Here is an 11,228-nt window from a genome sequence, read left to right as displayed (position 1 = left end):
AATTGAAAAGCAGTATCGTTGACCTTTCTGTAGTAGCAGTAACATGCGCCGTCCTTGGCACCTGGGATTACAGGGCAGCTATCGGGATCATCGCCGGAATACTGATCCACGGCGCATGTGATATCATAAACGATATTTACGATGTTGAAATAGATAAAATCTGCAAGCCAGAGGGTGCGATAGCATCAGGTCAGATATCAGAAAAAAATGCATGGAGATACATGATTTTGTTAATTTCGGCTGCGCTTATTATTTCATTTAACCTGAGCTTTATTCTTTTTATATGTCTTCTGGCAGGAATTTTTGTGGGAGGGGTCATGTACTCCCACCCTTCATTCCGTTTAAAGGATAAACCCGGCATGGCAATGGCAAATATGGGATTATGTTTCGCCCTTGAATCAATAGGTATATGGAGTATATATTCCCCTGTTGGCAGAGAAAGTTTGATGATTGCCGCCTACATATTCATACTTGTATTCTCCCTGACGTTCATGAAGGATTTTAAGGATGTGGCGGGAGATATCAATTCATTGCCGCTCTTACTTGGTATTCGAAGGGCTGCAATAGTATGCAGCGCCCTGTCGATACTGCCGCTAATCCCTCTATTATACATAATGATCAGATACCTGAATTTTTATATGGCTGCGATAATTTATATTATATTAATTGCGGGCTGTATTAAAATCCTTATGGGAAATCCAGTTGCGCAAGGTCACAGGCTTAAAGACTGGATGACCATGGCATTGGCCGTTCCCAACTTCAGTATGTTCTTTGCTACGGTTATTTAGTCATTATAAAGGCAAATCATGCAAATCTTTCAAAACCTCAGTAGAATCGTTTCCTTCACCAATCTGGAAGAATTCTTTTAATTTTTTTATTGCATTTTTGTCAATGAAGAAATCACTTATTGTTTTATATTTGTTCATCAGCAGGCTTATTTTGATATTCGGGTATCTTTTGACAAGATAATTCTTACTATAAACCGCAGCATCCTGGTCAGATGTTGCCCTTCCGACTATTATCGCCATAGTCTTGTCACCAAAACAGTGATAAACATTCTGCAGGACCACACATCCTGAGATGGTCGGAATTACTGTAATATCCCCCTTCTTCAATGCATATTCATCAGTCATTACAACATGTATTTTTTCAATCTCAAGCAGTTGTTCTTCATTTTGCGCTTCTGCCAGTATTATAAATTCAGTTGGCAGTCCAACACGCTTCCAGTTCGGAACAATTGTATAACGGTCGATCATTCCCTCCTCCTGCATGGTTCGCGTGTGATACGCCACTGAATTCCCGTCCTTGAAATTCATTATTTTTGCAAGTTCGGCATTGGTCATTTTGCTGTCCTGGAGCAATTCCAGAAGAATGAACATATCAGTTTCATCCAGACGGGAGACTTCGGAGATTATTTGAGCAATTTTCTTGATTCTTTCTGTAGTAATTCCATTCATCATAATCAACTACAATAATTATTCGCTTTACTAAAATAACTTTTGATAAACAAAAAAAAGCAGAAATTTCCATATACCAGTTTTTTACTGGTATATGAAATTCTCAGATATCTTAGTATATTTCTCCAGTTCTTTCTTGGAATGGGGTTTCACTTTTACCATGGCATCCCTGAAATTATGATAGCCCACTTTTAATTGCTTTATAGACTCATCATCTGTTTGTTTTCCTGAAACCACATATTCCCTGATAGCCAGTATCGTAGCCTCATTGCATACTGATGCAATGTCAGCCCCGGTGAAACCTTCAGTATCATCCGAAAGCGTTTCAAGGTCAACATCACCATCAAGTGGCGTCCTGGCAGTATGGACTTTGAATATCTCAAGCCTTGAGTTCCTGTCAGGGGGCGTTATGTAGATCAGGCGGTCAATCCTCCCAGGCCGAAGAAGCGCAGGGTCAATGATATCCGGCCTGTTGGTCGCTGCAATTACAGTAATGCTATGCATCTCTTCAAGCCCGTCTATCTCAGAAAGCATCTGGCTGATAACCCTCTCAGTCACATGGGAATCAGAACCCGAGCCTCGTATCTGGGCAATTGAATCGATCTCATCAAAGAAAATGATACATGGCGCTGCCTGCTTTGCTTTCCTGAATGTTTCGCGGATGGCTTTTTCGCTTTCCCCGACCCATTTGCTCATGAATTCCGGTCCTTTCACGCTTATGAAATTTGCCTCGCTTTCGGTAGCAACCGCTTTTGCAAGCAGGGTCTTTCCTGTTCCAGGCGGGCCATAAAGCAGTATCCCTTTTGGCGGTCTTGCCCCGGTCTGCTTGAATATATTCGGATATTTCATTGGCCATTCAACAGCTTCCTTTAATTCCTGTTTTGCATCAGGAAGCCCGCCAATATCGCTCCAGTGGATATTAGGGGATTCAATGAATACTTCACGAAGCGCGGATGGTGTCATTTCCCGCAGTGCATTTGTAAAGTCCTCTCCTGTAACGATCAACCTGTTAAGAATATTTGCGGGGATGCTCTGTACTTCAAGGTCAAGCTCTGGAAGCAGGCGCCTGATAGCATTCATGGCAGCCTCGCGCGTCAGGGCGGCAAGGTCTGCACCCACAAAACCATGTGTCAGGTCTGCGATCCTGTCAAGTTTCACATCATCAGCCACAGGCATTCCCCTGGTATGTATCTGCATTATCTCGAAACGGGCTTTCCTGTTCGGGACTCCGATCTCGATCTCGCGGTCAAATCTCCCGGGGCGGCGAAGTGCAGGGTCAAGGGCATTGGGCCTGTTCGTGGCTCCGATTACCACTACCTTTCCGCGGGCTTTAAGTCCATCCATTACAGCAAGCAACTGTGCTACAACACGCCGCTCCACTTCTCCTGTGACTTCCTCTCTCTTGGGAGCGATGCTGTCTATCTCATCAATTAATATGATGCTTGGCGCGTTCTCCTCAGCCTGCTGGAATATATCCCTCAGCTTCTCTTCTGATTCGCCATAGAATTTACTCATTATTTCAGGCCCGGAAAGGGTAAGGAAATTTGCATTTGTTTCCGAGGCAAGTGCTTTTGCAAGCATGGTTTTCCCGGTGCCAGGAGGACCATGAAGGAGAACTCCTTTTGGCGCTTCTACTCCGAGGCGTTCAAAGAGTTCAGGATGCCGCAAAGGAAGTTCGATCATTTCCCTGACTTTCCTTACCTCATCTCCCAGCCCGCCAATATCTTCATACGAGACCCTGGGAATAGAAGGCATCTCTTTAGCTGGCTTATCGCTGATCTCTATTATTGTATTTCCGCTGATAATCACAGAATCAGAAACTGGTTTTATAGACACGACCACAAGGTCAACGCGTCGGCCCATAATATTTAGTTCAACTACATCATGGCGGGTGATCACGCGTCCCTCAAGATTATGGGCAAGATATGCCTCCCCACCCTGTATCTTTAATGGCTGTGTGGGTGAGAACAGGATTTTTTCTGCAGGCGCAGTATGAATTTTTCGGATATGTACCCTGTCATCGATACTAACTCCTGCATTTCTCCGTACTGTTCCGTCAATGCGTATTAATCCCGAATTGCTGTCCTCAGGATAACCCGGCCATACAAGTGCAGCCGTCCTCTTAGTGCCCTCAATACCTATGACATCGCCTGTCTGCAACCCCAGTTCATAAGCCACTTCAGGATCGATCCTGGCAATACCGCGTCCTGCATCGTAGGATTTTGCTTCAATGACCTTGAGATTTACAGTTTTCTCTTTCTTATCCATATTTCTCTTTTATTAATCTCCAGTTATGTTTCATCCATTTATTCGATCTTTATCGACTTTACATCCTGTTTCGAATTGTCTTTGAATTTCAATGTTACTTCAAGCACTCCGTTGTTGTACTTTGCCGCAGCGCTATCCGGATCAACAGGTACTGGTGTTTTTATGAACTTGTAGTATTTCCTTGCATTGCTATCTGCTTTGATAATAACTTCTTTTTCCGTCGCATTGAGTTCGATATCTTCTTTATTGATCCCTGGCATTTCTGCCGTAATATTAAATTCATTATTTTTTTCATCGGTCAATGTGCTTGTGAATGGCTCCCTGACATCCCTGTCTTTACCAACAGGCGACACATTTCCGAAACGCTCTACATGCGGTATGCCGTCAGGTCCTACCTGCATGCTAAAGCCATAAACCTGCGGCTCTTTTCCCATGGATTGCATCATGCGGTTTACAAGGTCATTCATTTGCTCCATCTCTTTTTCAAATTCATTGAAAAATCCCTTTTCAGTCTTTCTCCAATCTCTTTCCATATTTTTACCTCTTTTTTAATTTGTATATATTTTATATTCTTTAGCCTATTATATAATTATTCCCGTCTCTTTTAAGGAGTTCTTTTCGTTCCATTTTTACAATATATCCCTCGATCACATACTCAGGAATCCCAAGCTGCATGGACAACATACGCGCATTCGTCGGGCCTTTTAACAGCGCATAGAGTATTTCCGCCTCAATGTTATCTTCGGCAGTATCTTCGATGGCATCCATGTAATGTCCCATCGCCTCGGTTATGTTTCCCTGGATTTGCTGGTACTCCTGCATTAACTGCTGTCTTTTTTCTATGAGGTCCTGTATCTGGCCGTAAAGCGATTTTAAGGTCATGATCACTTGCTGGTCTGCTGGTGCATGCTCTTTTGGTGCAGATAAGGCGGCAGTAGTAATTTCAATCTCAAATGAATATGGCGACACAAACACTTCAAGACGGAGGTTGTCTGTAATATGAAAGTATTTGCGCCGTTGTTCATCTACGTTGGCTTCTATCAGACCTGCCTGCTCAAGGAGGAGAAGATGCCCGAGTATTGCCTTTGCACCCACGTCAAGCCTTTCTGCTATCTCGCTCATATAGCATGGGCGGCTTGCCAGGAGGTGCAGGATCTTCCTTCGGTTCTCGTTTCCGAGTATGTCTAATAGTTGTGCTGATTCCATGTTTATGTTTCACCCCGAGTTAGTGACTTGAGGTTACTAACCTTAAGTTAGTGAGTATAGTATATAAACTTAACGCGTAAATACGTTCAAAGCTAATCTTAGTGTCCACATACATGCTGGGGTAACATGATATATTCTCAATTTGCCATCCACAAGATTTCCACCATGTCCGCATTCATTTCAAATTTCCATCTCAGGATCATACATCCATCTCCAATTGCATGTTTATCTGATCGATTTTGCCATCATTAATTAGAGTCATAACTCCTATACTTTGAAAGTCCTAACCTTATCTGCCTACAGGCCATTGGGATTTAGTTGCTTTTGCGAAACGGCTGAACCACACATTTTTTATCTGTATACACATCATGCCGCTTCTTCTATCAGCTTCAGGAACACACGCTGCAAATCCATTCTCTCCTCCTCGAATCGGGATATGGTTCCGCCCATGGACTTCACAGCTACAGCTATCTCCATGCGCGTTCCCACATCTGTCAGCAGCGAGATATGACCGTTAACCGGCTCAACAGAACGCACACCATTAACTCCTTTCAATCCCTCTAAGACCCTCTGCACAGGCAAATCCTGGACTTCAAGTGTAAACCTTACACCTACTTTTTCCCTCACCCTATCCCTGAGTTCCTCCACCGTACCTACGGCAAGCAGCTTACCGCGCGCAATCACCCCGATCCTGTCACATATTTCCTCAACCTCTGCCATGCTGTGGCTGCTCAGGAACACGGTCACACCCTTCTCTTTACTCAGTTTTTTGATCAAATCCCGCATCATCTGTGCGCCAAGAGGATCGATGCCGCTTGTGGGTTCATCCAGGAACAGGACACCTGGCTCATTTATCAATGCCTGGGCAAGACCGAAACGCTTCCTCATACCTGTTGAAAATCCACCTGTCTTCTGGTCTATGGCACGACCAAGACCCACAAGCTCAAGTAAATCGACGATCCGCTTCTCTCGTGTCTTTTCATCGATATCGTAGAGCTTTGCATAGAACCTGAGGTTCTGTCTTGCCGTGAGATTATCATAAAATCCGGCAGGTTCAGGCAAAACACCTGTTGCTTCCCTTATTTTTATTACCTCTCTTACAATATCAAAACCTGCTACCCTACCAGAACCGTCCGTGGGCTCAAGCAAACCGATCAGCATCTTCATCGTAGTGGTCTTTCCTGCACCGTTTGGCCCAACAAAACCAAATACTTCGCCCTTTCTAACGCCAAGGTTTAGCGAATCCACTGCTACAAGCTCGTTTTTCTTACCAAAACGCTTGGTAAGATTTATGGTTTCAATAATATTTTCATTTTGACTGATTTCATTCATGTTCATCTTCTCCCGAACTTGCGAATTATAAACACAAGCGCAACAATAGCAAGCACTACCATCCCGATCCCTGCTATTCCGCTTGATCCTGATTTTTCAACATTCACTTTGATGGTCTTTTCCTCACCCTGGATATCGCCGCTCTTTGCACGCATGAATATTTCTTTTATCCCTGAGCCTGCGTCTGCCCGTGCTGTAATCTCAACAGGAATATTCCTTGATTCGCCGGCCTCCAGTTTTTCTATTGTCCCGAAGCTTCGTATCTGGGTACTGATGCCGCTTACTTCCTGTATCTCAAGCTGAACGTCGCTTAATGCCTCATCCCCGCCGTTCCTCAGTGTTACACTGATATCTGTCGAACTGCCAGGATTGAGCGTCACTTCGCTGTATCCCGGATAAAGGCCGAGTATCTGGCTGTTCTCAAGACCTTTATTGACGGTAACTTCAAGTCTCCGGGACACGCTCCTGTCATCCCCGCTGACAGCACCCACGAGTACAGGATATATGCCATCGCTTGCGTTCAGGGAAGGTTTGATTTTCACTATGAAATTTTGCTCGCCTTTTGCAGGCAGTTCAAGCGTGGTAAGCCTCACATTATCATCCGTATCTGAAAGAAACTCCACATTCCAGCCTTGCGGCTTATCCAGTGCTTTCAGGTTCAGCTTGAGCTGCTGGTCATATCTGTTGTTCAGGGATACGGCAAACTCTGCTGTATTTTCAGGCCGGACTTCAAGCCCTGCTATAGCTGAGCGCATTTCAAGATATGCACTCAATGCCTGGGTTGGATCAAGCTCAGGATTAATGGTGACACTTAGCGGCAGTGAGATGAACTGGCTGCCGCTTTCCATAGAAGCGCCTACCAGCACCTCATAATCCCCGTCGGTTGAATTAACAGGAGGCTGGGCGACAACATCAAAATCCTGCTTACCTTTTGCAGGAATACTCATTTTTGTGATCCTTGCGCCGTCTGAAGAGAGCAGGTCCACGCCCCATTCACCTGGCTTTGAAAGTACCGAGAGCTTTACTGTCGCCCTGCTGTCGTATTTATTTTCTACAGTGATGCTGAACCTGACTGGAATGCCAGGATGGGTTTTTCTTCCGGGTATGCCTGAGTATATGTCAAGGTTAGGCATGGCGTTCCTGTCCACGATCGCAGCAAAATCGCGGTATATCAATTCATAATTGGTAACATCCTCGCCAAAAGGCTGCAACCCTATCCTTACCAGGTAGGAGCCATCGCTGGTGTTGGCTGGCACCCTCACTCTTACGACAACCTGCTTTGACTCGGTTGAGTCGGCAGGGAAGGTTATCTGGCTTACCTGGTTGTTTTCTGCATAGAAGCCGGCGAGCCAGTTGTCTGGTTTTTTGTCGATGAATAGCTTGACTGAGACGCTTTTTGTGGTGTTGTAGAATTTCTGCAGGGTTGTGGTGAATTCAACTGTGTCGCCCGGGCGAACGACTTTGCCGGTTATGTCCGATGTAGCAGATATCTGAGAGAATTCTGCTGCGGCTAATGGTATCAGGAGTAAGATGATGATTGATATGATTCCGAGAATTCTTAAGGTTTTATTCATGTACTTATGTCCTTCCTGAGAAATGCTATGAAAGCAATGATTAGAAGGATGATCGGAGTTACTATTAGTACGGTTAAATTCATCCAGAACTCGCCAAACCACTGGAAGAGGGTAAAACGGGTGTCAAATATCCCTTTTATTGAAGCATCGGCGAAGCCAATACCGCCCCAGCTAAGATCAACCCTGCCCACAGTTGCTTCTGCATAATGATGAAGCGGCGATATATTTGCCATGTTCAAAGCAAGTTCAAAAGAGCTGGTACCAATGCCAAATGGCTGACCTGTAATAATAGTTGCTATTGCGATAACAATAGCACCAAATAGAATACAGAGGACAAACCAAACAACAACGTTGTAAACAAGTGAGTCTGCAGCATCCTTTACTACGATAGAAAGGATAACTCCGATCCCCATAAAAATAATACTGTAAAAAAAAGTTATTATTGAAAATACTGCTATCCTTCCAAGTTCAAATCCATTCAAAGTGCCCCCTATGATCAAAAGCAAAGTGCCAATCGAAATTAATGTTGAAATTACGATAACAAGAGCTAATGTCAAGAATGAACCCAGAATTTTCCCACTAATAATATTATCCCTGAATACCGGATGGGTTAAAAGTACGTTTAATGACCCGGATTTTTTCTCTTTTACGACTGCGTCAAAACCTAAAGCAAAGCCGATCAAGGGAGCAAAAAATCCCATAATTTTTGCAAGACCAGCAAACCCATTTAGTAAAAGAGAGGTTCCATCCTGCAATCCGACGCGTTCTACTTTTAATCCGTTCTGATAACTGTAGGTAAAAACAATCAAAGTGAAGGTTATAAGTAATAGCAAAAAAACAGGACTCCATATGTTATCTGCAAATTCTTTCTGAGCAATCGTAATTGAATTATTGAGACTTTTCTTCATAGTACCTCACATTGTTATATCTCTTCGTAAAAATGCCACAAATGATGCAATAAACAATACTATTGGTACTGTAATTAATACTACAAGATTTGTCCAGTACTCATACATCCATTGATCTAACGTATATCTTGTATCAAAAATTCCCAAGCTTCTATCGGAACCAGAATTCAAACTGACTCCACCAAAACTTAAACTTGGTACACCGCTAACTGCCTCTGCATAATGATGGATTGGCGAGAACGTTTGAAGGTTAGCATTGAGTTCAAGTACCTGGTGGTTTTTTCCTAAATCCAGATATGACTGCCCGGTTATAATGGCAGCAAGTACTGCAACGATTGCACTAAATACTATTATTGAATTGATCCAGATAACGACCGAATATATTAATGAACTGGCTGTATTTTTTGAATATATTGATAATAGAATACTAATGCCCACAAATGTGGAAATGTAAATAAATGTTAAAATGGCAAAAATTAATATTCGTTCAATCTCAAGGAGGTTTATTTGCACGCCGGAGATGATGAGCATAGTTCCTATAGAGGCAATAATAGATATTCCGATAACAAGTGATAATGTTGCCAGAGATCCCAGTATTTTTCCAGTAATTATGTTATCTCTGAAAACCGGATGGCTTAAAAGAACATTCAACGAACTTGATTTACTTTCTTTGACTACTGAGTCAAATCCTAGTGCCATTCCTAAAAAAGGCAGAAAAACAGCAATTATCTGGGAGACATCGAGAAAACCCATTTTGAATATGTTTAGCCCGGCTGAAGCAGCTTTATAGCTAAATGAGAATATTATTAGTAAGAATACCGAAAGTAATGTTACAAATCTCGGACTCCATAAATGGTCAGTGAATTCTTTTTGAGCGATTACAAGCACATTTCTAACATTTTGTTTCATAAATACCTCTTCATTTTTATAATATAGTATACAACAAATACTGAAGTTCCGGCAAATATAAAAGCAAGTCCGGGGGCTTTGGATGCTGTACCTTTTGAATTATCAACCTTTTGAGTTGTAAAATTGGTCCCGTTACTATTTTCTTTTTCAAATGATTCTGAACCATTATCCACAATTATAAAATTGCCACTTGGACTAAAGCTGAATATTTTAACATCCGGTAAGATGGAGAGCTGCTTACTACCTGCTCCCGGGCTAAGTCTGAAAAGTGCATTTTGACCGTTGTTTTGACTCACGTATAATAAGCTATCTAATTTATAATTAAAATAATAATAACTCACATTATTTATAACTAATGGCTTGTTCTCATTTTCCAGAACAACTAAATTATTTAAATTATATAAATCGCTACTAAATGTCAATATAGTGAAATTTCCAGAAACATCCGCCGATTCAGAAGATATACTATTCTCAAAAATTAGAACCGGGGAACTGCTACCATCTATATCCATCGAATAGAACTGATTAATATCTCCTTTAGATGTTTTAAATAAGATTTTCTTACCATCCATGCTCCATTTTATTACATAACTTGCTAAGTTATTTAAGGTCGTTAGTATCCTGTGTTCTCCATTTTCCATATTTACCAGATAAACATCGATTTTATCATCTGGCTTCATTTCCGTTACAAGGATGTTTCTGCTATCAGGGCTCCAAAACGCGTACCTGGGTGCTATTATTGTTGCGGCTGAAAGAAGATTCGTAATTTTCCTGCTTGCAGGGTCTATAATTAATAAACTATAATTTCCTGCGTTATATGTCTGTTCTGCCAATGCAAGCTTCCTGCCATCCGGTGACCATGTTAAAACTGTGTTTTCAAAAGATTTTATATACTCTTTAATTCCGGTTTCATAGAAACTATTTTCAGAAACATCCAAGACGAATATATCCTTCGATTTGTTTTCATTAAACCCGATGTATGCAATTTTATCCTCAACAGGTGACCAGGAATAACCCCGATGAAAGTCTTCACCAATTGTTGCATCAGAGACATCTTTTTTGGAGACCACATCAAGTGTGCTTGTATTGATTATCCAAAGAATCCACGTTTCATCAAATTTTCTTCTGAAAGTTCCCCCACTTCGCTCTACGAAAGAAAAATATTTGCCCGAAGGGCTCCAATGGAAGGTATCAATCATGCTTCTTGATTCATCAGCAATGCTATTGGTGTCCTCGCCCCTTCTAAGAAGCTTTGGAGAATTTATCTGTGAGATATCCGCCAAATATAGTGCACTCACTCCGCCTAAAGCTGCTTTCCCTCCTTTTGCATAAGCACTTATAGATGCTTCGATGAGTACTTTTCTTTCATCCGGGCTCCAGTAAAATCTCATGTCTGTAGTACCGTGAGTATCGAGACGATTCATATCCACATGGCTCAGGATATCTTTGTTTATTAATGAGTATACATTTGTCTCCAGTATAATCGGCAGCCTGGATTCTTCTGCTGCTGCCTGATAAGATGTAAAATAAATCACAATAAATACTATTATTAATTTTTTATTTTGGATGTTCAT

10 protein-coding genes are annotated in these 11,228 nt (G+C 42.1%); 1 reads left to right on the top strand and 9 read right to left on the bottom strand.

Annotated elements, in window-relative coordinates:
* Nucleotides 1–788, top strand: a 788-nt coding sequence (locus CL181_RS08920; RefSeq protein ID WP_320410172.1) for a UbiA family prenyltransferase, incomplete at its 5' end; no start/stop codon positions are given.
* A gap of 3 nt (nucleotides 789–791) precedes the next feature.
* Here CL181_RS08920 and CL181_RS08915 read toward each other — a convergent pair.
* The 9 genes from CL181_RS08915 to CL181_RS08875 all read right to left on the bottom strand — a co-directional run bounded on the left by CL181_RS08915 (nucleotide 792) and on the right by CL181_RS08875 (nucleotide 11,228).
* Complete coding sequence (locus CL181_RS08915; RefSeq protein WP_141398853.1) at nucleotides 792–1,460, bottom strand: winged helix-turn-helix transcriptional regulator; 669 nt, start codon at nucleotides 1,458–1,460, stop codon at nucleotides 792–794.
* A gap of 81 nt (nucleotides 1,461–1,541) precedes the next feature.
* On the bottom strand, nucleotides 1,542–3,725 hold the full coding sequence (locus tag CL181_RS08910; protein WP_097298962.1) for a CDC48 family AAA ATPase: 2,184 nt from the start codon (nucleotides 3,723–3,725) through the stop codon (nucleotides 1,542–1,544).
* Between the two features lie 38 nt (nucleotides 3,726–3,763).
* Nucleotides 3,764–4,258: an archaeal heat shock protein Hsp20 gene (gene hsp20, locus CL181_RS08905; protein ID WP_097298961.1), complete on the bottom strand. Its 495-nt coding sequence runs from the start codon at nucleotides 4,256–4,258 to the stop codon at nucleotides 3,764–3,766.
* 40 nt (nucleotides 4,259–4,298) lie between these two features.
* Nucleotides 4,299–4,931, bottom strand: coding sequence for an ArsR family transcriptional regulator (locus tag CL181_RS08900; protein WP_097298960.1), 633 nt, complete (start codon nucleotides 4,929–4,931; stop codon nucleotides 4,299–4,301).
* A 366-nt stretch (nucleotides 4,932–5,297) separates the two neighbouring features.
* The gene (locus tag CL181_RS08895) at nucleotides 5,298–6,263 is read right to left on the bottom strand and encodes an ABC transporter ATP-binding protein (protein ID WP_097298959.1); all 966 of its coding nucleotides are present in this window, start codon (nucleotides 6,261–6,263) and stop codon (nucleotides 5,298–5,300) included.
* Nucleotides 6,264–6,265: 2 nt separating this feature from the next.
* Entirely contained in the window at nucleotides 6,266–7,837 is a 1,572-nt protein-coding gene (locus tag CL181_RS08890) for a hypothetical protein (protein WP_097298958.1), read from the bottom strand.
* Nucleotides 7,834–8,745: an ABC transporter permease gene (locus CL181_RS08885; RefSeq protein WP_097298957.1), complete on the bottom strand. Its 912-nt coding sequence runs from the start codon at nucleotides 8,743–8,745 to the stop codon at nucleotides 7,834–7,836. Before CL181_RS08885 ends, CL181_RS08890 begins: the two co-directional genes overlap by 4 nt.
* 6 nt (nucleotides 8,746–8,751) lie before the next feature.
* Nucleotides 8,752–9,654 carry an ABC transporter permease gene (locus CL181_RS08880; protein WP_097298956.1) on the bottom strand — a complete coding sequence of 301 codons (903 nt, stop codon included), beginning with the start codon at nucleotides 9,652–9,654 and terminating at the stop codon, nucleotides 8,752–8,754.
* On the bottom strand, nucleotides 9,651–11,228 hold the full coding sequence (locus CL181_RS08875; protein WP_097298955.1) for a hypothetical protein: 1,578 nt from the start codon (nucleotides 11,226–11,228) through the stop codon (nucleotides 9,651–9,653). The genes CL181_RS08880 and CL181_RS08875 overlap by 4 nt, the downstream gene beginning before the upstream one ends.

Source organism: Candidatus Methanoperedens sp. BLZ2, assembly GCF_002487355.1.
Taxonomy (GTDB): domain Archaea; phylum Halobacteriota; class Methanosarcinia; order Methanosarcinales; family Methanoperedenaceae; genus Methanoperedens.
Note: the sequence above shows the minus strand (reverse complement) of the source record. Positions and strands in the feature narration are given on the sequence as shown.

What these genes read in the sequence shown, in the direction of transcription:
- CL181_RS08915 (WP_141398853.1), bottom strand. Translation starts at nt 1,460, where the DNA reads ATGATGAATGGAATTACTACAGAAAGAATCAAGAAAATTGCTCAAATA.
- CL181_RS08910 (WP_097298962.1), bottom strand. Translation starts at nt 3,725, where the DNA reads ATGGATAAGAAAGAGAAAACTGTAAATCTCAAGGTCATTGAAGCAAAA.
- hsp20 (WP_097298961.1), bottom strand. Translation starts at nt 4,258, where the DNA reads ATGGAAAGAGATTGGAGAAAGACTGAAAAGGGATTTTTCAATGAATTT.
- CL181_RS08900 (WP_097298960.1), bottom strand. Translation starts at nt 4,931, where the DNA reads ATGGAATCAGCACAACTATTAGACATACTCGGAAACGAGAACCGAAGG.
- CL181_RS08895 (WP_097298959.1), bottom strand. Translation starts at nt 6,263, where the DNA reads ATGAATGAAATCAGTCAAAATGAAAATATTATTGAAACCATAAATCTT.
- CL181_RS08890 (WP_097298958.1), bottom strand. Translation starts at nt 7,837, where the DNA reads ATGAATAAAACCTTAAGAATTCTCGGAATCATATCAATCATCATCTTA.
- CL181_RS08885 (WP_097298957.1), bottom strand. Translation starts at nt 8,745, where the DNA reads ATGAAGAAAAGTCTCAATAATTCAATTACGATTGCTCAGAAAGAATTT.
- CL181_RS08880 (WP_097298956.1), bottom strand. Translation starts at nt 9,654, where the DNA reads ATGAAACAAAATGTTAGAAATGTGCTTGTAATCGCTCAAAAAGAATTC.
- CL181_RS08875 (WP_097298955.1), bottom strand. Translation starts at nt 11,228, where the DNA reads ATGAACATCCAAAATAAAAAATTAATAATAGTATTTATTGTGATTTAT.